This window comes from Methyloceanibacter sp., assembly GCF_041573655.1.
GTDB lineage: Bacteria > Pseudomonadota > Alphaproteobacteria > Rhizobiales > Methyloligellaceae > Methyloceanibacter.
In genome coordinates this window covers 1-21,774 of sequence record NZ_JBFFQD010000002.1, presented here as the reverse complement: position 1 = coordinate 21,774, position 21,774 = coordinate 1, and the positions used below count along the sequence as shown (strand labels likewise).

Annotated in this window: 26 protein-coding genes; 11 read left to right on the top strand and 15 right to left on the bottom strand. The window is 61.9% G+C overall.

The features are described from left to right. Nucleotides 1-18 precede the first annotated feature (18 nt). The 7 genes from ABY454_RS00805 to ABY454_RS00775 all read right to left on the bottom strand — a co-directional run bounded on the left by ABY454_RS00805 (nt 19) and on the right by ABY454_RS00775 (nt 6,929). A complete protein-coding gene (locus ABY454_RS00805) occupies nt 19-948 on the bottom strand; it encodes a phosphoribulokinase (RefSeq protein ID WP_372928263.1) in 930 nt (309 codons plus the stop codon). A gap of 35 nt (nt 949-983) precedes the next feature. Next, nucleotides 984-1,979 carry a class II fructose-bisphosphatase gene (gene glpX / locus ABY454_RS00800; RefSeq protein WP_372928262.1) on the bottom strand — a complete coding sequence of 332 codons (996 nt, stop codon included), beginning with the start codon at nt 1,977-1,979 and terminating at the stop codon, nt 984-986. A gap of 142 nt (nt 1,980-2,121) precedes the next feature. Next, nucleotides 2,122-3,042 carry an ABC transporter permease gene (locus ABY454_RS00795; RefSeq protein WP_372928261.1) on the bottom strand — a complete coding sequence of 307 codons (921 nt, stop codon included), beginning with the start codon at nt 3,040-3,042 and terminating at the stop codon, nt 2,122-2,124. Further along, nucleotides 3,039-4,031, bottom strand: coding sequence for an ABC transporter permease (locus ABY454_RS00790; RefSeq protein ID WP_372928260.1), 993 nt, complete (start codon nt 4,029-4,031; stop codon nt 3,039-3,041). Before ABY454_RS00790 ends, ABY454_RS00795 begins: the two co-directional genes overlap by 4 nt. A gap of 7 nt (nt 4,032-4,038) precedes the next feature. Beyond that, complete coding sequence (locus tag ABY454_RS00785) at nt 4,039-4,665, bottom strand: hypothetical protein (protein ID WP_372928259.1); 627 nt, start codon at nt 4,663-4,665, stop codon at nt 4,039-4,041. A 200-nt stretch (nt 4,666-4,865) separates the two neighbouring features. After that, nucleotides 4,866-5,324, bottom strand: a complete 459-nt coding sequence (locus ABY454_RS00780) for an SRPBCC family protein (RefSeq protein WP_372928258.1) — start codon at nt 5,322-5,324, stop codon at nt 4,866-4,868. Between the two features lie 51 nt (nt 5,325-5,375). Then, nucleotides 5,376-6,929 (bottom strand): ABC transporter substrate-binding protein, encoded by a 1,554-nt coding sequence (locus ABY454_RS00775; RefSeq protein WP_372928257.1) that lies wholly within the window; start codon nt 6,927-6,929, stop codon nt 5,376-5,378. A 121-nt stretch (nt 6,930-7,050) separates the two neighbouring features. Between ABY454_RS00775 and bioD the strand changes: the two genes are divergently transcribed. Together bioD and bioA are read left to right on the top strand one after the other, a co-directional pair. Beyond that, complete coding sequence (gene bioD, locus ABY454_RS00770) at nt 7,051-7,683, top strand: dethiobiotin synthase (protein ID WP_372928256.1); 633 nt, start codon at nt 7,051-7,053, stop codon at nt 7,681-7,683. After that, nucleotides 7,680-9,023, top strand: coding sequence for an adenosylmethionine--8-amino-7-oxononanoate transaminase (bioA, locus tag ABY454_RS00765; RefSeq protein ID WP_372928255.1), 1,344 nt, complete (start codon nt 7,680-7,682; stop codon nt 9,021-9,023). The genes bioD and bioA overlap by 4 nt, the downstream gene beginning before the upstream one ends. Here the strand turns inward: bioA and ABY454_RS00760 are convergent. The 3 genes from ABY454_RS00760 to ABY454_RS00750 are packed head-to-tail and all read right to left on the bottom strand — an operon-like array spanning nt 9,009 to nt 11,548. Further along, complete coding sequence (locus ABY454_RS00760; protein WP_372928254.1) at nt 9,009-9,758, bottom strand: methyltransferase; 750 nt, start codon at nt 9,756-9,758, stop codon at nt 9,009-9,011. The two genes, bioA and ABY454_RS00760, sit on opposite strands and share 15 nt — an antisense overlap. Beyond that, nucleotides 9,724-10,356 (bottom strand): alpha/beta fold hydrolase, encoded by a 633-nt coding sequence (locus ABY454_RS00755; protein ID WP_372928253.1) that lies wholly within the window; start codon nt 10,354-10,356, stop codon nt 9,724-9,726. Before ABY454_RS00755 ends, ABY454_RS00760 begins: the two co-directional genes overlap by 35 nt. A gap of 1 nt (nt 10,357) precedes the next feature. After that, on the bottom strand, nt 10,358-11,548 hold the full coding sequence (locus ABY454_RS00750) for an aminotransferase class I/II-fold pyridoxal phosphate-dependent enzyme (RefSeq protein ID WP_372928252.1): 1,191 nt from the start codon (nt 11,546-11,548) through the stop codon (nt 10,358-10,360). 102 nt (nt 11,549-11,650) lie between these two features. Between ABY454_RS00750 and bioB the strand changes: the two genes are divergently transcribed. Continuing rightward, nucleotides 11,651-12,670: a biotin synthase BioB gene (bioB, locus tag ABY454_RS00745; RefSeq protein ID WP_372928251.1), complete on the top strand. Its 1,020-nt coding sequence runs from the start codon at nt 11,651-11,653 to the stop codon at nt 12,668-12,670. A 10-nt stretch (nt 12,671-12,680) separates the two neighbouring features. Here bioB and ABY454_RS00740 read toward each other — a convergent pair whose 3' ends face one another. Further along, nucleotides 12,681-13,064, bottom strand: coding sequence for a hypothetical protein (locus ABY454_RS00740; protein WP_372928250.1), 384 nt, complete (start codon nt 13,062-13,064; stop codon nt 12,681-12,683). Nucleotides 13,065-13,234: 170 nt separating this feature from the next. Between ABY454_RS00740 and ABY454_RS00735 the strand changes: the two genes are divergently transcribed. Together ABY454_RS00735 and ABY454_RS00730 are read left to right on the top strand one after the other, a co-directional pair. Beyond that, nucleotides 13,235-14,086: a D-amino-acid transaminase gene (locus tag ABY454_RS00735; protein WP_372928249.1), complete on the top strand. Its 852-nt coding sequence runs from the start codon at nt 13,235-13,237 to the stop codon at nt 14,084-14,086. A gap of 96 nt (nt 14,087-14,182) precedes the next feature. After that, nucleotides 14,183-14,422: a ribbon-helix-helix domain-containing protein gene (locus ABY454_RS00730; protein WP_372928248.1), complete on the top strand. Its 240-nt coding sequence runs from the start codon at nt 14,183-14,185 to the stop codon at nt 14,420-14,422. Between the two features lie 58 nt (nt 14,423-14,480). On the opposite strand, the gene ABY454_RS00725 is transcribed toward ABY454_RS00730, so the two are convergent. Continuing rightward, nucleotides 14,481-14,666 (bottom strand): hypothetical protein, encoded by a 186-nt coding sequence (locus ABY454_RS00725; protein ID WP_372928247.1) that lies wholly within the window; start codon nt 14,664-14,666, stop codon nt 14,481-14,483. Nucleotides 14,667-14,820: 154 nt separating this feature from the next. Here ABY454_RS00725 and ABY454_RS00720 point away from each other — a divergent pair, with 154 nt between their 5' ends. Then, a complete protein-coding gene (locus tag ABY454_RS00720) occupies nt 14,821-15,627 on the top strand; it encodes a quinoprotein dehydrogenase-associated SoxYZ-like carrier (RefSeq protein ID WP_372928246.1) in 807 nt (268 codons plus the stop codon). 15 nt (nt 15,628-15,642) lie between these two features. Here ABY454_RS00720 and ABY454_RS00715 read toward each other — a convergent pair whose 3' ends face one another. Then, nucleotides 15,643-15,933 (bottom strand): hypothetical protein, encoded by a 291-nt coding sequence (locus tag ABY454_RS00715; protein ID WP_372928245.1) that lies wholly within the window; start codon nt 15,931-15,933, stop codon nt 15,643-15,645. A gap of 152 nt (nt 15,934-16,085) precedes the next feature. On the opposite strand from ABY454_RS00715, the gene ABY454_RS00710 reads away from it, so the two are divergent. The 4 genes from ABY454_RS00710 to ABY454_RS00695 all read left to right on the top strand — a co-directional run bounded on the left by ABY454_RS00710 (nt 16,086) and on the right by ABY454_RS00695 (nt 18,574). Continuing rightward, nucleotides 16,086-16,517 (top strand): lysozyme inhibitor LprI family protein, encoded by a 432-nt coding sequence (locus tag ABY454_RS00710; protein ID WP_372928244.1) that lies wholly within the window; start codon nt 16,086-16,088, stop codon nt 16,515-16,517. Nucleotides 16,518-16,643: 126 nt separating this feature from the next. Continuing rightward, nucleotides 16,644-17,231 carry a rhodanese-like domain-containing protein gene (locus ABY454_RS00705; RefSeq protein ID WP_372928243.1) on the top strand — a complete coding sequence of 196 codons (588 nt, stop codon included), beginning with the start codon at nt 16,644-16,646 and terminating at the stop codon, nt 17,229-17,231. A 134-nt stretch (nt 17,232-17,365) separates the two neighbouring features. Then, entirely contained in the window at nt 17,366-17,872 is a 507-nt protein-coding gene (locus tag ABY454_RS00700; protein WP_372928242.1) for a heme-binding protein, read from the top strand. A 150-nt stretch (nt 17,873-18,022) separates the two neighbouring features. Further along, entirely contained in the window at nt 18,023-18,574 is a 552-nt protein-coding gene (locus ABY454_RS00695) for a hypothetical protein (protein WP_372928241.1), read from the top strand. Between the two features lie 123 nt (nt 18,575-18,697). Here the strand turns inward: ABY454_RS00695 and ABY454_RS00690 are convergent, their stop codons facing one another. Next, complete coding sequence (locus tag ABY454_RS00690; RefSeq protein WP_372928240.1) at nt 18,698-19,324, bottom strand: hypothetical protein; 627 nt, start codon at nt 19,322-19,324, stop codon at nt 18,698-18,700. A gap of 358 nt (nt 19,325-19,682) precedes the next feature. Here ABY454_RS00690 and ABY454_RS00685 point away from each other — a divergent pair, with 358 nt between their 5' ends. After that, nucleotides 19,683-19,955, top strand: a complete 273-nt coding sequence (locus tag ABY454_RS00685; RefSeq protein WP_372928239.1) for a hypothetical protein — start codon at nt 19,683-19,685, stop codon at nt 19,953-19,955. A 729-nt stretch (nt 19,956-20,684) separates the two neighbouring features. Here ABY454_RS00685 and ABY454_RS00680 read toward each other — a convergent pair. Continuing rightward, complete coding sequence (locus tag ABY454_RS00680) at nt 20,685-20,852, bottom strand: hypothetical protein (protein WP_372928238.1); 168 nt, start codon at nt 20,850-20,852, stop codon at nt 20,685-20,687. Nucleotides 20,853-21,774 lie beyond the last annotated feature (922 nt).

The following is a 21,774-nucleotide window of genomic DNA, read 5'->3' as shown; positions in this document are numbered from 1 at the left end:
TCCCCCAAAGTCCTTTTTCTAGTAGGCGCGGACGCCCATCGCCGCCTTGACCGCGTGATAGCCCACAAGAAGCTGCGTGAGCGCCAGCGGGTGGCTCTTGTTTGCGCCGTTCGCGACATCGATGCGGCCCACCTGGTCGCGCAGGTGGCCCGCCTCCGGAATGAGATTCCACAGCAGATCCTCGATCCGCTCGGCCCTCTTGTCGGAGATATTGCCGTTGATCTCAAGTACGTCGACGGGTTTTCCATCCTTATCGCGCACCAGCTCGAGATGGAGCCCGGCGTTGCTGGACCCATCGAAAAGCGGCGTGAAGTCCGGATGCGGCAGAGTAGGCCGCAGGAGATGGCGCACATCGAGTTGGGTATCGGACCCATTGGCCCCTTTTGGCGACTGGAAGCGGATAACGATGTCCGCGAACGTCCTCTGGGGATGGATGAAGTTGGGGCTGTCCTGCTTGCGCCGCTCCAGGGACGCGACGACCTCCTCAAGCCCATAGCCGCGCTTGCTGGTGTCCCGATGGATTTTCCATTTGATCCGGAGATCGTCTTCCGGGTCGAGATAGATCTTCACGTCGTAGCAATCGCGCATGGCGCGCGTCGTGTAGCCCAGCAGGCCTTCGGCGATGACGAACTCGGTCGGCGTGTAGTAGCGCGGTCGCCCCAGCGTGCCATCATGATGACAATAGACCGGCTTGAGCACGGGCTCGCCACGCCGCAAGAGACGCAGGTGCTGCTCCAGCACGTCGATATGATTCGCGCGTGGATCGAGCGCGGACATCCCCGCATCGTTACGCTCTTGCCGCGTGTAACAATGATAGTCATCGGTACAGAAGATCGAGCAGTGCTCCTCGCCCAGAATCTGAGCGACGCCCGCCGACAGGGTCGTCTTTCCCGATGCCGAGTCACCCACGATGCCGAGGATGATCGGATGATCCACTCGCTTGGGCATGCTCTGCTCCCAGGCGTTCCTATCCGTTTGGCTTGTTACGCAACGTCGCGAGCCGCCACGCTCGCAAGACGTTCAATCGGCAGATAACTCGTCATGATCTGCCGTTCGCCGGACGCCCCGGTAATCATCATTGTCTGCAATTTATAGTGGGTCTTCGATTTCTCTACGCCTTCGAGCATGAGCCCCGTGGTGATGCCCGTCGCACAAAAGAAAACGTCGTCGGAGGTGATGAGTTCGTCGCGCTCGAACCAGCGCTGCGTGTCGATGCCGGCGTCCTTGACCGCTTGCGTTTCCGTCTGAAGCTGCGGGTCGAGGCGCGCAAGGAACTCGCCGCCGATCGCCCTAACGGCACAGGCCGACATCACGCCTTCCGGCGTGCCGCCCGTCCCCATCAAAGCATCGATGCTCGACCCCGGAACCGCCGCCATGAGTGCGCCGGCGACGTCGCCCGCCGGATACATGGCGACGCGCGCTCCCGCCGCGAGAATCTCGTTCACGAGAGCGCGGTGACGCGGCTTCTCCAAAACGAACACGGTGAGATCGGAAATGTCCTTATTGAGAATGCCGGCCAGCTCCTCGAGCTTTTTCGAGGTGGACCAGGCCGGGTCGATCTTGCCGCGCGCGGGCGCGCTGGCCACGAACTTCTCCATGTAGAAGGCGGGGCCTGGGTTCATCATGGCGCCGCGCGGCGCCACGGCGAGAACGGAAAGGGCGTTGGTGAGGCCGCGCACCAGATAGCTCGTGCCTTCCACCGGGTCCACGGCGATATCTGCTTTGAAAGCGGCGCCGGGGGAGCCGAGATGCTCGCCGCGTTGCGGCTGCGGCGCCTCGCCGGCCGTGGCCTCCCCGATGACGACGCGCGCGTCGATATCGATCTCGGCAATCGCGGCACGCATGGCGTCCAGGGCAGCCCGGCCACCGTCGTCGGCATCGCCGCGGCCGATCCAGTTGAAGGCCGCACAGGCCGCGCGCTCGGTGACACGGCGCAAAGAATAGACGAGATCCGGATTGACCGGGCCCGGGGTCTCCATGACGTCTCCTCCGCGGCGGCTTCGTATCCGAAACGCCGCTGTTCTCGTGGCCGGAAAGCCTTGCTGCACTATATCTTATGGGTCGCTGGGGCCCCAATGATCAAGGGGGCCTGGGCCGAATAGCCGCTTCCGCGGGCTTGATTTAGCCGGCCCGAGCCCTCGGGTCGAGCCAATCGCGCAAGGCGTCTCCCAGCACATTGACCGCGATCAAGACCCCGATGAGCACCAGCCCTGGGAGGACCGTAACCCACCAGGCGCCGGCGAAAATGAGGTCATAGCCGGAGCGGATCAACGTGCCGAGCGAGGGTTTGGTTACCGGCATGCCCAGGCCTAGGAATGAGAGAGCCGCCTCCGCCATGATGGCGCCGGCCACCTGGGTCGTGGCGATGACGACCAGCGGCGAGAGGATGTTGGGCAGGATGTGGCGCTGCACAATGGCAGCATCGCCGCTTCCCACGGCCCGGGCCGCGCGAACGTAGTCCTTGGACACCTCCACGAGGGTCGCCGCGCGGGCGGTGCGGGCGAAAATCGGCCACTCGGCGAGGCCAATGACCAGGACGAGCAACGGCACGGCGAATTGGCTCAAGGCCTCGCCGCCCAGCCCGGCCCGGAACAGCGCCATGACGATGATCGCCATCATCAGGGTGGAGAGCGAGAGCTGTATATCGGCCAGGCGCGTGACGAGGCTGTCCACCCTCCCCCCGGAATAGCCTGCTGCGAGCCCCAGCGAGACGCCGATCGCGGCTTGGATCGCCACAGCAAGAATGCCGACTAGCAGCGAGATGCGGGTGCCGTACAAAATCGCGCTGAACAGATCGCGGCCTTGCGCGTCGGTGCCGAGTACGAAGCGCGGATCGCTGCCTTCCTGCCAGATGGGCGGCAGCTCGGCGTCAAGAATATCGAAGCTCGCCAGGTCGAACGGATCTTGCGGCGCAATCAGCGGTGCGAACAGCGCGGCGACGCCCACAATCGCAAGGAGAAGTCCGGCCAGCACCGCGCCGGGCCGCTCGGCGGCGAAGGTGGCGAACGCGCGGTCCGCGGCTGGCGCTGTGCTGAGGCTCATCGCGCGCCCTCCAAACTCACACGCGGATCGAGCGCGAGGCTTACAAGGTCCACGAGCGTGTTGACGACGACGAACAGCAAGCCAACCAGCACGAGATAGGTGGTGATCACCGGAATGTCGGCGCGTGTCACCGCTTCCAGAAACAGAAAGCCCATGCCGGGCCACTGGAACACTGTCTCCGTCAGAAGTGTGTAAGCGATGAGCGTGCCGGCTTGGAGCCCGCCCACGGCCACCAGCGGCAGAAGCGCGTTGCGCAGCGCATGCACGATCCATACGCGCAACGGCGATGCGCCCTTGGCGCGGGCGGTGCGCACGTAGTCGTGGCCAAGCTCATCGAGCATGGCACCGCGCACCAGCCGAATGAACAGTGGCAGCATGATCGAGGACAGCGTCACCGCCGGAAGCAAGAGGTGCGCGAGCCCGTCACGCGTCAGGAGTCCCGTTTGCCAAAACCCGAGATCGACCGTTTGCCCGCGCCCGAAGGCCGGCAGCCAGCCGAGCCACACGGAAAAGACGGTGATGAGGATAATGCCGGTGAGAAACACGGGCACCGAGATGCCGAGCACACTGAGCCCTAAGACCAAGCGCGCGCCGAGACTTTGCGGACGGACCGCGCAATAGACACCGCCGGGCAGTGACAACAAAAGCACGATGAGGCTCGCGCCCAACACAAGCTCGAAGCTCGCCGGGAATTTACCGAGCACGACCTCGACAGTCGGCTTCTTGTAGATGATGGACGTGCCGAGATCGCCCGTCGCGGCGCGTCCCAAATAGCGCGCGAACTGCACGGGCCATGGGGCGTCCAGGCCAAGTTCATGGCGCAGCTCCGCACGTTCGGACTCCGGAACCGACTGACCCATGATCTCGCGCAAGGGATCGCCAAGACTTTGCCGGACGGCAAACGCGATGACCAGAATCGCCAGCATGACGAGCGCCGCTTGCAGGAGCCTGCGCGCGATGAAGGTGGCGGCAGAAGCGAACGCGCTCATGACGGACTCACGCCCGAGTCAGCCCGACCGCGATAGCTGCCGCGACAAGCGCCTGCCACGGCACGAAGAGCAGAACGAGTGCATTGAGCTCGGTGGCCGGGTAAAGCAGCACGCCCACAAGCGTTCCGACAATCACGATGCGAATCCAGTTCTCGGGCTTCCTGATGCGCTCCGAAGGGATTCCGGATCCGAACGCCGTCAGACCTGCGCCAACCGCCGCCCCGCTCAACCCGCCTGCCAGAAGTCCTATGACCTCGCGGCGCGACTTCGCACCCTGCACGGTGCCGAACAGCTCCGAGCCGACCACGGCTTGAAACACGTCGTTCGCCGTGTTGACCGCGGCAAGCCAGCCAAGCAAGACGACCGCGAAGGCGAGCAGGCATTTGGCGATGTCGTGGGTCACCCATAGCCACATCATAGAGGCGACGGCGAGCCCGAAGACGATGCCAGCGTGAAGGGGAATACCTTCCGCGTTCAGGAGCAGGCCTTCGTCCTCGAGACGGATTTCGGGCAATGGCGAGGGAATGCTGGCGATGAGCCCGGATGCGACGCCCACGCTCAACATGATGGCGATGGCCCGGCCGCGCGCCGGCGGCCGTGGCACCGTATTGGAGTTCAGGAAATCCCACTTCATTCAAGATAGCGGGCAAATCCACTTACGCTGCCGCCCCCTTAACCGATCCCCGCGCGGATGCGCGCCGGGATCACTATACCTGACGGGGCTCTAGTGCACTAATTGAAGGGGTGGGGCCGGGCCTGCTTAGCCCTACTCCGACACGGACTTCAGCTGGGCCAGCCCCTTGTCGAGGTCTTTGCCCATCATGCCGGTGCCGTTCATGACGAGGCAAAACGCCTTCTCCATATGAAGTTGTGCGTGCCGTGCATGGCCCAGGAGACCTCCGTCTGATCGCCCTTCGGAGTGAAGCTGAAATCCGAGTTGGTGCTGCCTTCGTAGGGCCGGGTAAATTCCACCTTGGTCTTGACGGCCTTGTCCGGAATGCTTTCGACCAAGGTCATCTTGCCGGCGCCGACCTTGTCGTCGCCGTCCCAGATCATGATCGCGCCTTGGCCCGCCTCGGGACCTTCGAAGGTGATCATGGCGTCGGGATCGATCTTGGCCCAGGGCGACCAGGCCTCCCATTTATGAAAGTCGTTCACATGGCCGAAGACTTGCGACGGCGCGGCGGCGACCGTCGTGCTGCGCTCGACACGGTACTCGGACGGCTGGAGCGCGACGACCACCAGGAACACGACCAGCAGCGCTACAAGCACGAGCAGAATCTTCTTGAACATCCGACTTCCCTCCCCATTGACCTTTTTAGATGGGCCTCTTCGGCCGTCGACCTATTCGACGACGAGATCACCGAGATACGGCATGTCGATGACATTCACCACGGGCCCGATCTTCACATTTTCGCGCGCCGCCCATGCGAGATGCTGCCATTGCAGCGGCAGAAGCGCGGCGTCGTCGGCAAGCATGCGTTCGATACTCTTGAGAACCTCAGCGCGCGCCGCCTCGTCCGTCATGGTCTGGGTCTGCAAGGTCAGGCGATCGACTTGCGGGTTCGAATAGTCGCCGGCGTTGTATTGGCCGTAGCCCGTCTCAGCGTCCGGCGTCATCACCAGGAACTCGTAGAAGTTTGCCGAGTCTTGCGTGTCGGACTGCCAGCCGATCATCAGCATGTCGCCGTCGCGCGCATCGAAACGCTGCCAGTATTGCGCCTTGGGTAGCGTCTGGAGATCGACCTTGATGTTGATCTTGGCCAGCATGGCGGCGACCGCCTCGGCAATGCGCGAATCGCCGACATAGCGGTTATTGGGCGCGATCATGGTGACGGAGAAGCCGTCCTCGTAACCCGCGTCCTTCATCAGTGCCTTGGCTTTGGCGAGGTCGTAGGGCGGCGTGAGGGCCTCGTTGTGCCCTGCATAACCCGGCGGACTGAGCTGGCCGGCGGGGGTGGCCTGCCCACGCATGATCTTCTTGGCGATGCCCTCACGGTTGATGGCGTAGCTCATGGCTTTGCGCACACGCGGATCCTTGAAGGCGTCGACGCGGGCTTGGTTCAACTGGAAGGTCAGGATACGGGGGCTCGCCATGGTCACCACCGTGCAACAGCCGACCCGCTTGACGCGCTTTAAGTCTGTGGGCGGTACGGGTCCGATGAAGTCGACATCGCCGGCAAGAAGCGCCGCGACGCGTGTGGCCGGTTCCTTGATCGGCGTGAAGACGATCTCGTCCACGTTTCCGGGCGAGTCCGTGTCCCAATAGTCCTTGAAGCGCTTCAAAGTCAGCTTGATGCCTTGCTCGCGGCCGGTGACGATGAACGGCCCCGTGCCACTCATGTTCGCCGAGGCAAAGGACGAGCCATGCTTGATCACGGCGTCTTTCGGCGCACCCTTCGCATCCGTGCCCGAATAGAACTCGCGGTCCATGGGGAAGATGTAGGTGGCGAGATTGAGCACCAGCGGGTACGGGCCTTTGGTCACAAAGTCGACAGTGTGCGCGTTGATCGCCTTCGCACCTTCAAAGGGCTCGAACAACGCCTTGAAGTCGGGGCTCTTGCGCATGCGGTTGAAGGTCCACACCACGTCGTCCGCGGTCATCGTGCGGCCTGAGTGAAATTTCACGTCGTCGCGCAGGTGAAAGCGCGTCGTGCGCCCATCGATCTGTTCCCAGCTCGTGGCGAGCCGTGGCTCCAGGCTGAGGTCCTGGCGAAAGCGCACCAGAGGGTCGAATACGAGGTGCGACAGCTGAAGCGTGGCGCTGGCCAGCTGCTCGTGCGGATCGAGCGAGGTGGGGTCGGCGTCGTAGGCCATGCGCAGCGTCTTGCCCTCACCCGCGGCGGCGGGGCCAACGATCAGGAGCGCGAGAACGAAAAAGGAGAGAAAACGGGGCATGGATGGGCACTTTGTCGCCTGAAACTAGCGTTCCCGTCCAGCCCTCGTGCCACCCCTTGCCACCGAGCCCTGCGCCGATAAAGTCGCTCCGCCCGCCCCGCCAAAAGGAACCCAAGCGCTCGTGCCCGGCTTTTTCGTCACAGGAACCGATACCGATGTCGGCAAGACCCTCGTCTCAGCCTGGCTACTCACGCATCTCGACGGGCATTATTGGAAGCCCGTCCAGGCGGGAACCGAGCCCACGACGGACGCCGCCACGGTGCAGCACCTTGCCGAGCTCCCCGAGACACGCATCTTGCCGGAAGCCTATGTGCTTCGCGATGCGATGGCGCCGCACGAGGCGGCGCGGCGGGAGGGCGTCACGCTCGATATGAACAAGCTCACACCGCCCCCTCACGATGGTCTGTTGATTGTCGAGGGCGCCGGCGGCCTCATGGTGCCGATCACTGACGACGCCTCCATGATCGATCTGGCGATGGACCTCGATCTGCCGATCCTTCTGGTCGCGCGCTCCACGCTCGGCACGATCAATCACACGCTTCTGTCCATCGAGGCGATCCGGCGGCGCGGGCTACCTCTTGCCGGCGTTGTCATCAGCGGGCCGGAGACGCCGCATAATCGCGCCGCAATCGAACGCTACGGGCAGGTCGAAGTGATTGCTGAGATTCCCTGGCTCGAGACTGTTTCGCGCAGCGCCTTGAGAAACATCGAGCCAGAACTCGATCTTATGAAGCTTGCGATGGGCAGCCCATGAAAGACGACGTGACCCCAAAACATGCAGACGATGTGATCGCGCGCGACAAGCGCTACGTCTGGCATCCCTACACGCAGCACGGCACGGAGCCTGAGCCGACCGTGATCGCGCGCGCGAAGGGTGCGTCGCTGTTCAACACCGACGGACGCGAGATCCTCGACATGATCTCCTCGTGGTGGACCTGTACGCACGGGCATTCCCATCCCAAAATCAACGCCGCGATCGCGCGCCAGGCGGAGACGCTGGAACATGTGATGTTCGGCGGCTTCACCCATGCACCCGCGGTCAGTGTCGCCGAGAAACTCGCCGCGCTGCTGCCCGGCGATCTCAATCGCGTGTTCTTCTCCGACGACGGGTCCACCTCCGTCGAAGTGGCGCTCAAGATCGCCTATCAGTCCTGGGTCAATCGCGGCGAAACGGGGCGGCAAACGCTCATTGCCTTCGATGGCGGCTATCACGGCGATACGCTTGGCGCGATGTCCGTGGGCCGCAGCTCGCAGATGTTCGGCGCGTTCAAAGACCTGATGTGCCAGGTCTGCGTCCTGCCCTACCCAGCCACGTTCGAAGGCGACAACGCGGCGGACGAGCGCGAGGCCGGCGCCCTCTCCGCTTTCGAGGCCCTGATCGCGGAGCGCCGGCAATCCATCGCCGCGCTGATCATCGAGCCGCTCATGCAGGGCTCCGCCGGAATACGCTTCTGCCGCCCGAGCTTCTTAAAACGTCTCGTCGAGATGGCACAAAGCGCTGGAGTCATTGTTATTTTTGACGAGGTGGCGACGGGCTTCGGCCGCACCGGCTCGATGTTCGCGCTGGAGCAAGCCGACGTCGTGCCGGACCTCGTCTGCCTCTCCAAGGGGCTGACGGCAGGCTACATGCCGCTCGCCGCGACCGTGGCACGGGACAGCCTGTTCGACATGTTTCTCGGCGACAGCTTCGACCTCGCGCTGTCGCATGGCCATTCCTTCACCGGCAATCCGCTAGGCTGCGCTGTCGCGCTCGCCGCGCTCGATCTCTACGAGGAAGAACAGACCATGGACCGCATTGCGCAGATCAATGCGCGCCACCGCGCCATGCTCGACGCGCTGCATACGCGCCCGGACGTCACACGTCCGCGTGTGCTTGGCCCTGTGCTGGCACTCGAAGTCGAGGACGGGGGGCAGTATCAATCTGAGGCGAGCCGCAAGCTCAGGGCCTGGTATCTGGCGAACGGCTTCAACATCCGGCCCATCGGCTCGACGGTCTATCTGATGCCGCCCTACTGCATTACGGACGAGGAACTTTCGCGCGCCTATGCAGGCATGATCGAAGGGCTCGACCAGCTTGCGTCAGGTGCGCTCTAGCCACCCATAAACGACGTGCCAGGTGACGCGGCCGCCAAAGCGCAAATTTGTGGCGCGGATCGCGCGGCGCAGCGCGCCAGGCGGCAACGGCCGATAGCCTTCTTGCGGTGTGAGGCCGCCAATGGCCTTGATGCGCCTGAGGAAGGAAAGCGAATCCTTATCGGGCGTTAGGTACTCTTCTTCGATAACGCCGGGAATCGCGGGAAGGTCCGGGACACCGCTCGGCAACCCTTCCATGGCGAGAACCGAGCGCCACTCGACGAAGCTGTCCGGACCAAGCGCCGCGAACACGAGCAGCCCCCGCGGCGACAATCGCGCCCGCAGACGCTCCAGACTGGCGAGAGGGTCGGGCAGCCAATGCAGCGTCATGCTGGTGACGATGAGATCGAGGCCGTCGCGTCCGCTGGTCATGCCAGCGTCCATCATCTCGAAGCGTACGCGGGCCCCTTCAACGTCGGCGAGATTGCGCCGGCACTCGGCGATCATGGCGGGCGATACATCCGTCAGGACGAAGCGGCCGTCCGGGTAGCGCGCTAAGAGATGCCGGCTGAGGAGGCCTGTGCCGCAGCCGAGCTCGAGCACAGACGGCGCGGTGACGTCCGGAAGGTGGGCCGCAAGTCTTTGAGCCACGTCTGCCTGCAGTCCCGCATGCGCCTCGTAGCTGCTTGCGCGCGCGCCGAAACGGGCTGCGATCTCGGCGCTACGACGGGAGAGATTGGGCGAATTCACGGACATGACGGGCGCACCACTCTGGGTGCCTCAAGGGTAGGACATGGCCGCCGTCGGGCGACCAGTGGATGGTCTCTGCGCCCCAGACGGCCTCGGACATGTCCGGCGGGACGATAACGTCGTCTCGGGCTGCCAAGGTAAGTATGGGACATCTAACGCTTTTCTTAGCGCCCTCCGCGTCCCAATGCATCAGCCAATCGAGGCCTTCGTCCAGTCGCGCGACATTCAGCGCCTCGGCTTCGGCGAAATCCGGGGCCCCGCAGGACCGCCAAAAGGCTAGCAAGGTCTCGGGTGCGTTTCGGGCGAGCCCGCGCTTCAGGGCGGCGACGCGCACAGGCGGCACATGGGGGCAGTAGCGGTCGAAGCCCTGCACCGAGACCAGGGCCTTGAAGGGTGCGCCATGCTTCAACAGCCACAACACGCCGAGTGAATGACCGATGGCGATGGCGTCGTCTGCGTCCTCCGGCCAGCCGGCTTGCGCCTCGGGACCGCCGGCGACGAAGCCGAGATCGACGAACGAGATCTTCGCCGCCGGCAGATGCGCTGCGAGATCGGCCCAAAGCCGGCCATTGAATCCCCAACCATGAACGAGCACGAAATGCATGTCAGGCGAACTCGGCCTTCGTCCGCTCTTGGCTGGCCGGCGCTCCGAGCGCGGCGAGCAACGCGTCCACGTCTTCTTCCGTGTGCGCGGCCGTGAAGGCAAAACGCACCCGTGCCAATCCTTGCGGCACCGTGGGCGGGCGGATCGCTGTCGCCCAGAACCCCGCTTCGCGCAGTCTTGCACTCAAGCCAAGCGCAGCATCCGCCGACCCCACGATCACCGGCACGATCTGCGTGACGGACTCGCCCGTGTCGTAGCCTCGTGCGTGTGCGCCTTTGCGAAACGCCGCAGCAAGCGCCGCCACATGCGTGCGGGCATCGTCGAGGTTAGGCAAAAGGTCGAGCGCGGCATCGATGGCACCGAGCACGGGTGGCGGCAGCGCCGTCGAATAGATGAAACCGCTGCAACGATTGACGAGATAGTCGCGCATTGTGTCCGAACAGGCGACATAGGCGCCGAAACTGCCAAGCGCCTTGGAGAACGTCCCGACGATGAGATCGGCCCCGCCGGAGAGTCCTGCCCCGCCATCGCCTAAGATTCCGGTCGCGTGCGCATCGTCCACGATCAGCATGGCGTCATGCGTCTTGGCCAGCGCCGAAATCTCCGCGAGTGGCGCGATGTCGCCGTCCATGGAGAACACGCTCTCGGTGAGGATGAATTTCGGACGGCTATCGCCTTGATAGGGAGTCAGAAGTTCGGCGAGATGGCTGGCATCGCCATGGCGGTATCGTAACTGCCGGACACCCCCGGCCTTGCAGCCGAAATGCATGCTGGCGTGATTCAAACGGTCCGCAAAGACGAGCGGCTCGGCGCCGAGCACGGTTCTATCGAACAGCGCCTGCAACACTGCGGCGTTCGCTTGGAAGCCGGAGGCCATGAGCAGCGCAGCGGGCTTGTCCTTGAGGCGGGCGACCTTGTCCTCGAGCGCCTCGAACAGGTCAAGATGGCCGGTGACAAGGCGCGAGGCGCCGGAGCCGGTTCCGTGAGCCTCCGCCCAGTCTTGGGCCCGGGCAATCAGCACCTTATGGAAGCGCAAGGCGAGATAGTCGTTGCTGGCAAAGTTCACATAGGCTCGGCCGCCCACGGTCAGGGTCCGCGCATCGCGCGCAGCCACCGGGGTCAAGGTCCGCTTGAGGCGGTCTTGTCCCAGGGTCTCCAGAAAGGCCCGGTACCGGGTTTCGTTCCCAACCATGATCCTGTATTAGCGAAGGGAGTTATCCCCAGCAATCAATCGCTTGGAAGTCCCTTGTCTGAGACCTTGGAAAGCTTGAATCCTAGCAACGATCTGGCCCGCTTGGGCGACGATGGCCTTGAGGCCAAAGCTCCAGCCCGGCCCCATTCGGCCGGAGCCCATCAGCCAGAGACCCGGAACGACTGGCAAACCGCCGAAATCGTGTATCTGCTGAAGGCGCCCCTCCTGGACCTCCTGGACGAGGCGCGTGCTGTCCACCAGCAGCACCATGCGGACGGCCAGGTCCAGCTGGCGAGCCTCCTGTCCATCAAGACGGGCGCCTGCCCGGAGGACTGCAAGTACTGCCCTCAAAGCGCCCACTACACCAAGAAGACCGGCCTTGAGCGCGAGGCACTGCTGGACGTGGACGACGTGCTGGCCAAGGCGCAGATCGCCAAGGACGCCGGCGCCAGCCGCTTTTGCATGGGCGCGGCCTGGCGCGAGGTGAAGGACGGGCCGGCCTTCGATAGCGTGCTGGATATGGTGCGCGGCGTGCGTGCGCTCGACATGGAGGCCTGCGTCACGCTCGGCATGTTGAGCGAGGCCCAAGCACAGCGCCTCGCCGAGGCGGGGCTCACCGCCTACAACCACAATCTCGATACGTCGCCGGAGTTTTACAAAGAGATCATCACCACGCGGACCTATGAGGACCGGCTCGACACGCTGGCAAATGTGCGCGGCGCAGGGATGCAGGTGTGCTGCGGCGGCATTATCGGCATGGGCGAGACTATCGAGGACCGGGCGCGGCTCCTCCAGGAGCTCGCGACGCTCGATCCTCACCCCGAAAGCGTGCCGATCAACGCGCTGGTGCCGGTTCCGGGCACGCCGCTGGAAGAGCAGCCGCCGGTCGAACCGCTGGACCTGGTGCGCATGGTAGCGACGGCGCGCATTCTCATGCCGGCATCGCTCGTGCGGCTGTCGGCGGGGCGCGCGGCGCTCACCCGCGAGGCGCAGATCCTCTGCTTCCTCGCGGGCGCCAATTCCATCTTCTATGGCGACCAGCTGCTGACCACGGCTAACAACGACGTGGACGACGATCTCGCCCTGATCGAAGAGGCCGGCCTGCGGATCAAGCCGGCCTAAAGCCTCGTGATCAGCCCTTCTTGAGGGTTGGCGAATGGCCCGGATGAGTGTGGTAGGTGATCAGCAGCATCGCAAGGAGCAATGCTGCGAAGAGACCTGCCAGAGCGCCGATGCCGACCGGTGCCGTGATCTCGCTGAAGTCGGACACTTCCTTGGCAGCTAGGCTGCCGGCGAGCGAGGCAATAATCGCGTAGATTGCGACGAGCCACGGGGTCTTCGTGTCGTCGGGCCCAAGACCGATTAGATTGCGTACAATCACGCCGGAAAGACAGCCGAGAAATCCGGCCAAGATGGCGAGATAGTCGGCATTGAAGCCACCGCCTACGACCAGGCCGGTGATCGCACCGACGACGGTTCCCACGATAAGAACCAGCAATAGCCTCGCAGAAGTCATCCTCATCCCCTCCCCAAAAGGTGCGCTCTAAAATGGCGCGATTCGACTGCCCTCGCGGCAGAACGCCCGACGATATAGCATGAAATGCCCGCTGCAAGGCGGACGACTTGCCTCCAGCCAAGCCCGGCGCTAACCAGAGCCGAACAAGCCTTTCGAGTATCTCCCGCTTCATGCCCCGCATCGTCTATGTGAACGGCGTCTATCTGCCCCAGGAGGAGGCCAAGGTCTCCGTCTTCGATCGCGCCTTTCTATTCGGCGACGCGGTTTACGAGGTCACCGCGGTTCTCGATGGGCGCCTCGTCGATTTCGAGGCGCATCTGGCTCGGCTCGACCGCTCGCTTGGCAAGATCGGCTTGGCCCCGCCCATCCCCCACGAAGGCTTGCGCGAGGTGCATGAGGAACTGATCGCCCAGAACCAGATCGACGAGGGCATCGTCTACTTGCAAATCAGCCGCGGGTCCGCGGAGCGGGACTTCGCCTACCCCGACCCGCCAGCGCCGACGATCGTGGCCTTCACCCAAAGCCGTCCCATCGTCGACAACCCGCTGGCCACCACCGGCGTGAAGGTCATCACCATCCCCGACATGCGCTGGAGGCGGCGCGATATTAAATCGACGTCGATGTTGCCCCAGGCCATGGGCAAGGAAGCCGCCAAGCGGCAAGGCGCTTACGAGGCCTGGATGGTGGAAGACGGCTTCGTCACCGAAGGAACCTCGTCGTCTGCCTTTATCTTGGACGCGAAAGGCGTACTGCGAACGCAGCCGCTCGGGCACCACATCCTGCCCGGCGTGACGCGCCGCGCGATCCTACGCCTCGCCACTTCCGAAGGCTTGGCTCTGGAAGAGCGGCCCTTCAGCGTCGAGGAGGCCTATCAGGCGCGCGAAGCCTTCATGACGGCCGCATCGGCTTTTGTCCTGCCGATCGTTGAGATCGACGGGCGCGCGATCGGGGACGGCACGCCGGGACCCGTCGCCCGCGTCTTCCGCGCGCACTACATCGCCGAAGCCAAAGCCTCTCAGTAGACGGCATCTCAGTCGCCGGCTTCCCGATAGCAGGACTGGGGACAGAGCGGCGCTTTACAGGTTCGGCGGCGCGAATCGGTTATGATTTCGGTCGCGATGTCAGCTTCTCAGCCGCATAACCGCCGCAAGCTCATCAGCTTCCCGTCCGAGGTTCTGCTCGCCCTCGAATTGTTGGCCCTCGACAGCCACCGCAGCATCCAGTCGCTGGCCGAAGAGGCGTTTGCCGACCTGCTGCAGAAGTACAACCGGCCCACAACGCTTAAAGAGGCCCTGCGGGAAAGCGCGCGGCGGCTCCCCGCAAACGACGACGCACCGCCCAAGCGGCACGGCACGTAAGCGCACGCACCGCGCATCACGGCAAGCGGCTTACCGCCAGCCGTTCACCGCAAGCAGATCACTGCGAGATTTTCGCCACCACCGCTGGAGACGCCGGCGCGTCTGTTCTTGCCAGGAATTCCTTCTGCGTGTTTGTGACGACGCAGTCGAACCAATCGTCGCTGCCGAATTCGCAGTTGTGCCGCTTGGTCTGAATCAAAGCGAGAATGGCGATGATGACAATAAGAATGAGGATTAGTCGCATGCAGGCTCCCTCCCTGTTCGGGCTCGCGTAACCTATTCAACCACACGCGTGATAAGAAGGGGACGGTTCGCCTCAATTAAGTCGCCGGAGCCTCTGATCGACACGTTCGGAAAGGCGGCTTATACTTGCCGGAGAGATGAGGAGAAATGGTGCAATGCATCATCCCGTAAAAGCCCTGACGGTCGCGCTGGCCCTGTCGATGTTCGTGCTCACCACACCGAACGCTTTCGCCGAGGAGAAGCTGTGGCCCACCCTCAAGGCGCAGGCCTTCGGCGACCGCCCCATCCAGCAGGATGGCATGGTGGTGATCGAGACGCCGCAGAAGGTCGAGGACGCCGCGCTCGTGCCCTTGACCGTGCGCGTGCCTCCGCACGTAACCGGCAAGCTCAAATCGCTGACGCTGTTCATCGACAACAACCCGGACCCGAAAGTGGCAAAGCTGGACTTCGGACCGGCGGCGGGCGCGGGCGGCGAACGCAGCTTCTCGACCCGCGTGCGGATCGATAATTTCTCCCATGTGCGCGCCGTGCTGGAGACCGCGGACGGCAGTCTGCATATGGCCACGAAGTTTCTCGCCGCTGCCGGCGGGTGCGCCGCCATGCAGGCGAAAGACCCGGAAGCCGATACAGTGGATATGGGCAAGACGATCGTGCGCACCTTCACACCGGCCCTGGACTCCAACCCGATCTGGTCGGGACAGGTGATGATCAGGCACCCGAACCACAACGGCATGCAGCTCGACATCAACACCGCGAAGTTCATCCCGGCACGCTACGTCAAGGAGATGACCGTGATGCGCGACGGTGAGCTGGTGTTCAAGATGGACGGAACGTTCTCCATCTCGACCAACCCGAACTTCCGCTTCACCTTCGGCAAAGGCGAGGCGAACGATCTCGATGTGGTGATCGTCGACACCGATGGCACGGTGTTCAAGGGACAAACCCAAGCGAAAGGGTCGTAGCCGGAACGCGGCGCCCTACTCCAGCGTCTCCGCCTCTTGCTTGCTCGAGTAATAGATGTGCGCCTGGAGCAAAAAGTCGTCGGGGCGTTTGAGAAAGAGCGTCCGCGCCGTCTCGTTGCCGAAGCAATAGGTCTTGCCCCGATATTCGATGTTGACCGAACAGTCGGTCTGGATGTCCTTGCCGAGCGCAAGGCCCATCACGCATTCGCCGCCAAACTCGCCGCCGGGCGTCTCAGCTGCGCGCACAAGCCCGCCGACAAGAACGAGCATCGCGGCGACAAGGCATGGTGTTGCAAAATTTCGCATCCAGAACTCCACGCTTGGAAGGCTCCACGCTTCGAGAACCGCTGAAGCCTAGCGTAGCCCCCTCGCCATTCAAGAGCTTTCCGCCTGGACGCGTGCACGTCTTGGTGATCGATTATGGTTTTTGCGGAAAATTGACGGGAAAGGCGTTCTTGATGTTTGAGCACACGCGGCGCGGCGGGTTTCTCGGTCTCCTGCTCTTGGCTCCCTTGCTCTTGGTTCCCCTCCCCTTGGCGGCGCAGGACCAGACCAATTGCAACGCCCCGCAGACCCAGACGGACATGAACATCTGCGCAGCCCGCGCCTTCGAAGCCGCGGACACGAACCTCAACGCCGCTTACAAGACAGCGATGGCGGAGATGAAGGCGACCGACGCCAACCTGCCGCCTGAACTGAAAGGTGCGGAGAAGGCGCTGCGCGCAGGGCAGCGCGCCTGGATCACCTATCGCGACAAAGCGTGCGAGGCTTACGGCTTCCTGGCCCGGGGCGGGAGCATGGAATCCATGCTGGTCGGCTCTTGCCTGGCTGACGTGACGCGCACGCGCACCAAGGAGCTTGAGGATCTGGGCTCAGGCCTCGGCAATTGAGGGGATGAGGCAGCCGCCTACTGGACGCTCTGTGTGACCCATGTCACAGATGGATCGAGCCGTACTTGCTATTACGGCGACCAAGTCTGCCGGCTCATGAACGGCAGGTTCCGATGGAGTGAAACCATGTTACTTCGAACGTTGATTGGCGCGGGCTTTGCCGTTTTGGTGCTTGGCTCTCCCATCACCAAGGCAGGTCCGGCGAACATTCAGTCGGATGTCGACGCCGCAACAGTCACGCCAGCCAAGGCTACGCCCCTCGGCCTTTACCTCACTCCACAAGAAGCGCACCGGGCCCTAACCGAGAATCCCGACATCCTATTCATCGACGTTCGAGATCCAATCGAGGTCACCTTTATCGGCCATGCTGAGGGCGTCGATAAGATCATTCCTGTCGGCATAGCGACCCGTGAGGTGGACCCGGAGACGGGCCAGTACCGGATGGCCGCCAATCAAGACTTCGTCGCCAACGTCGATGAATTTGTCGCAGCGCAAGGCAAAACGAAAACCGATCCAATCATTGTCAGCTGCCGGTCCGGCTCGCGGTCGGCGCTCGCCGCGCGAAAGCTGATCGACGCCGGCTACACCAACGTCTGGAACCTCGTCGAAGGCTTCGAAGGCGACAAAGCGCCAGACGGGACGCGCAAATCCAATGGCTGGCGCAACGCCCATCTTCCCTGGACCTATAAGCTTGCCCATGGGGTTGCTTGGTAAAGGACAACTCGGCTCTTGAGACAGGCGCCTTCGAGACACGCTTGATCGTAGCGCTACGGAATTACCGGGAGCGGACATCATGCTTCCCGCCCGGTAAACTCCGTACAACGCAGATTGAGTTTAGGAGTTAGCCCATGTTGCATCAAACCGCGCGCGCCCTCGCTGCGTTTCTGCTGCTGTGTTCAAGTCTGGCGACGCACGCGCTGGCCCTCGATATGCGCCCGAGCGTGTCCCTTGAGTTGGCGAAGCGCATGGCGGACGCTTGTGAGGCGAAGGCTAAACAAGAGGGCTGGAACCTCAACATCGCGGTGGTCGATGCCGGTGCCGATCTCGTTCTTTTCCGCCGCATGCCCAACGCCTATCTCGGCAGCATCGACATCGCGTTGGACAAGGCTCGCAGCTCCGCGCGGCTGCCATTCCCCACGCGCGGTCTCGCTGACATCGTTTACGGGAAGGACGGCAAGGGCGGGCGGACGCCCGGGCTTGCTCACGTTGAGGGCCTGATGGCCTTCCCTGGTGGCCTGCCCATCAAGGCCGATGAGACGCTGGTCGGGGCCATCGGCATCAGCGGCGCAACGGGGGATCAAGACGAGGAGTGTGCCCAGGTCGCCATCGATGCCATCGCCGAAGACCTGAACTGACGGTCTGCCTAGTGCGGGAAGTGGTGGCCGCACAAGGACTCGAACCTTGGACCCGCTGATTAAGAGTCCAATGACTCGTTAGTCCCCTCAAGGGGCATTCCGACAAATTCCTCTTTCGTTCCCGCATTGAGACGAAAGGGAATTTGGACAATGTCGGAACGGATTGATGCCCGCCAAACCACCCCGGCGAGCGCCGCAAAGCACGCGAACGGCGTCCAGGAGACGCTCGGAAAACGGGCGCGCGAGCGCAACTCACCCCTGCCTAGCGCCGATACAGCAGGCAGCACCCTCCCCCGGCCAGCGCACCCCTCAAATCGCCTCCTAGCTCAGCTCAACGAGCGATGGAGGGTCGTAGATGATCCGCTGCAATGGAGGCTGCAGAAAAAGAAGGGCAACCTGCGGGAGAAGAACGGCGGTTGGAAAGATCGCTCCTTCTGCCGGACGAAAGGCGACTTACTCCGATGCATCCGCGAGCATTGCTGCTCGCCGGATCAAGGCCAGCTAAGGAGCATTCGGGAGTACAACGGCGTAGACAAAGTTGCGCTGCAGCAGGTGCGCGCCCTCCCCGACTGGCACCCAGACTGGGATCGCCAAAACGATCACACAAACTTGGACGTTCTTGGAACGGACCAAGCACACAGCGAACACCAAGCCTCGCCTTTGGCGTCCAAGGCATCTGTGGTCTGCGATGCTGGCGAATAGCAATCCGCAAGAGCTCGCTCTGCTCTCTATTAGTTTAGGGGCACTGTGGGAGGGGAGTGGGCCATGAGTGCGGCGACATCCGGCTGGGGACGAGAACTGAGCCGAGATCAAAACGAAAGTAGCCTACGAGCGAGAAGAGCGCCGGCTTGAAGGTTTTCGAACCTCGACGGCTTTCTCGGAAATATTCCGCAAAGCTTTCTCCATGCGCTCTTGCTGAGCAGCAAAGGCTTTCAAGGTCTTCTGAAACTCCTGCATTTGGGCGCTCAGGGGCGCGAGCACCTTCTCCCATTCCTTCGTTTGCGCGGTGGGAGGTTGGAAAACTTTCTGCCACTCTTTCAATTGCGCGGGAGTAGGTTGGAGGGTCTTCTGCATGCTCTCCATTTGACGCATGAAGACCTGCAAGGTCTTTTGAAACTCCTGCATTTGCGTGGTCGGGGCTTGGAGAATCTCCTGCCACTCCTTAATCTGCTGGGCGGACGGCTGGAGAGCTCTCTGCATGCTTTCCACTTGGCGAGGAACTGCTTGCAGCGTCTTCTGCAGCTCTTGCATCTGCGCTGTCCAGGGCTGGAAGATCCTCTGCCACTCCGCAATTGGTGAAGCAGAGGACTGGAAGGCACGCTGCCAGTCCAACATCTGCTCTGTTACAGACTGGAGCCCCTTCTGCCACTCCATTAGCGCGGCAAAGGGTTGGAACGCTTGTTTCTGCCACTCGGAAAATTGCGACAGTGGATCGTTTGGCTTGTTGGGCATTGGCTTGGGCCTCGGAGAGTAGAGAAGAGATAGTATTTTCTCCTGACTATGAACACCCGCTTAATATAGGAGTGAGAATGCGCTTAGGTCCCGAAGGACAGTTAAAAAAATGCCAGAATTCCGAACTCTTTGATGGGCCAGCGGAAAGACTGTCCTTTGTCCGCTTTGGGTCATTAGCGGACATCAGCGGGCTTATTGGGCAGGTCCGCTCTACACCCTAAAGCGGACATGTGGGGTGCGCGAGCGACTTCCAGGCGCTGCGATAGTCCACTTACGCCACTAGAAGCGAGTTACGCACCGACGCATCATTCTCGACACATCAAAAGTTCTTAGATCGCGTCGGCGAGAGCAACCCAGCATGGCAAGACCCAAAAAGCGCGTGTGCCTCGAAGATGGGCTAAAGCTCGATCTCAACAAGATCGTTCGCGACGGTTTTGGACCAAACAGCAATGGTCGGGTGGCATTCCGCACGCAATGGTACTCAGGTGGGCGGGACCCAATCGCAAGCGCGAGAATGCTCATTGAACAACATGAAGAGGATCGAGCCACTCTGCGAATTTTGTTCAGGGGAAGATTAGAGCAGCGTGTTGAATTGATTGCTCAGACCCGACACTTCGGCGGTTACCAATGATATGCGAGATGTCCCGTCACGGACCGCAATTGTTATGTGCTGTGGCGGCCTCCCGGTGCGGATCGCTTCTGCAGCCGACACGCGTGGGGAAAGCAGGTCGCGTACGCCACCCAGTTCGAGACGAAATTTAACCGCGCAATCACCGCAAGAGAGAAGGTCAAAGATCGCTTGATTGGTGATCTCGATAGGCGTGAGTGGGATTTACCCCCGAAACCGAAGTGGATGCGGTGGCGAACCTATGAGCGGTTAGCAGCCAAATACTGCTTCCAGCAAAACGCTATCGATCAATGCATCGCCAACTATTTGAAGCTGAGTTAGGCAACAGATTTCGATTTACAAAGCACGAATGGCCCACCTCCAAAGAACAGACTGGGCTTGTGAATTGGATCGCCTGTTCTAACTCGGCTTTCGATGGAGGCTTCCATGACATCACGCCGGTTCCCAGCACCTTGGCAAGTTGGGGCGTGCCTAACCGAAGAATAGTTGCGCGGCGATGATGCCGACGGCCACCGTCGCGGCGGCGTCGAAACTGTTTATGGTCTTGAACCTCGAAATAAGCATCTGACAGCAATGCCACTGAAGCTTTTTACGAAAGGTTAACGGAGTTCCCGTTCACCAAGGTGGGTCCAAACGTGGCCCTCAAAACTGATATCCTCAGCCTGCGGGGGAAGCCATTTGAGGGAGGCTTCCTATGACATCACGCCGGTTCCCGGCACGGCCTGTTGTAGACTAATCTTTCGACCTCTTTTCGAGATAGATTTCGAGGTTGTAGTGCCCAAAGACATAGTTTGCTTCACGCGCTAATTCGTCAGCGACTTCCTGCGGATCGCAGCCCCCGTCGATGTACCGCTTGATTAGCGTGGCTAGTTCTCTTGCAAACTCTTTTGCATCCGTCATCGAAATATCCTCCCAGCCAGTTCTTGTCTGTCTGAGAGGATGTGGGCTTATGCCGGTCAGGGCAAGGCTCACCTTTGACGGGGCGCTGCGGATCGCTGTGAACGTTGCTAAACTGCCGGTTCTCGTCGATTTCGGAGTGTGCAGAATGATGCGGAGGTGGGGCCGTGACTAGGCTGTTTCTACTAGCGTATGGACTGGCAACCACCAACTTTGGCGCATGACCACAGGCTGCTATGATTGACAGTCTAAGTTTAGCAAAGACGCCAAACTGAACTGAGAGGTCGGTTATGTGTTTTTTCGCGAGCTTAATCCCAGCAACTTTTTTTGTGATTGTCGGTTACTTCGTTCTTTTTGCCTCGGAGAGGTCAGAAGGTGGCGTTCGCACATTTGGTCGCATTTTAGCTGGGTGGATTTTGCTATTAGCCCTGCTTCCTCCTATTGGCGGGCTAGTGGTGACGCTCTATGGGGAATGTCCCATGGAAAAAATGTTTGAGCGTGTCGCCAAACCGCCTACTGGGTCGCTTTGATTTGCCACCCGTCGCCAGGTTTTTCCCAAGAGAACGCCTATGTCTATCCACGGGAGACACAGCAGCAGGCAGAGATAGCCAAGGCACTGACCTTCGACGAAGCGCGGCGCATTGCTGTGAATGTTGCTAAGCTGCCGGGGCTGTTGGGGTCGGCTGACTAGAGCCTACCAGTCACCGGTCTTCGGACGGTCGATTGGCAAGGAATAGCCACAGGAGCAATGCGGTCCATGCAATAGCAACCAGCATGGTGACGCACCAGGGCTGTAACGTGCTGTGCAGGACGTAGAAGATGCCAAAGCCTCCAATAAGGTACACGGTTACCAAGCTGAAAAGTGTCATGTACCGCTCCTCTGCGTGCACTGTGCAGAACGTTAGCGGAGACACCATCGAAACTG